The organism is Acinetobacter sp. RIT698 (genome assembly GCF_009668065.1).
GTDB lineage: Bacteria > Pseudomonadota > Gammaproteobacteria > Pseudomonadales > Moraxellaceae > Acinetobacter > Acinetobacter guillouiae.
The window spans coordinates 1-239 of sequence record NZ_WJYH01000131.1; the positions used below are offsets into that span (position 1 = coordinate 1).

Genomic DNA, 239 nt, shown 5'->3' on the forward strand with positions numbered 1-239 from the left:
GGTGAGCAAGAACCACGGTTCACTTGTAATGTGTATATTCAAAGTGCCGAATCTGCTTTTGATATTTTAAGCAAACTTGCAGGTTTATTTCGTGCAATCAGTTATTGGGATGGTAATTCAATCGTATGTGAAGCTGATTTGCCACAAGATACGATGTTTACTTACACATCAGCAAATATCATTGATGGTGCTCAAGGAATCAATTATTCAGGTACACGTGCACGTGATCGTCACAATGC

The 239-nt window shown here is 38.9% G+C and carries 1 protein-coding gene; it reads left to right on the forward strand.

The annotated features are described in order from the left end of the window. Positions 1 to 239, forward strand: a 239-nt coding sequence (locus GJV03_RS21620; protein ID WP_171501898.1) for a hypothetical protein, incomplete at both ends; no start/stop codon positions are given.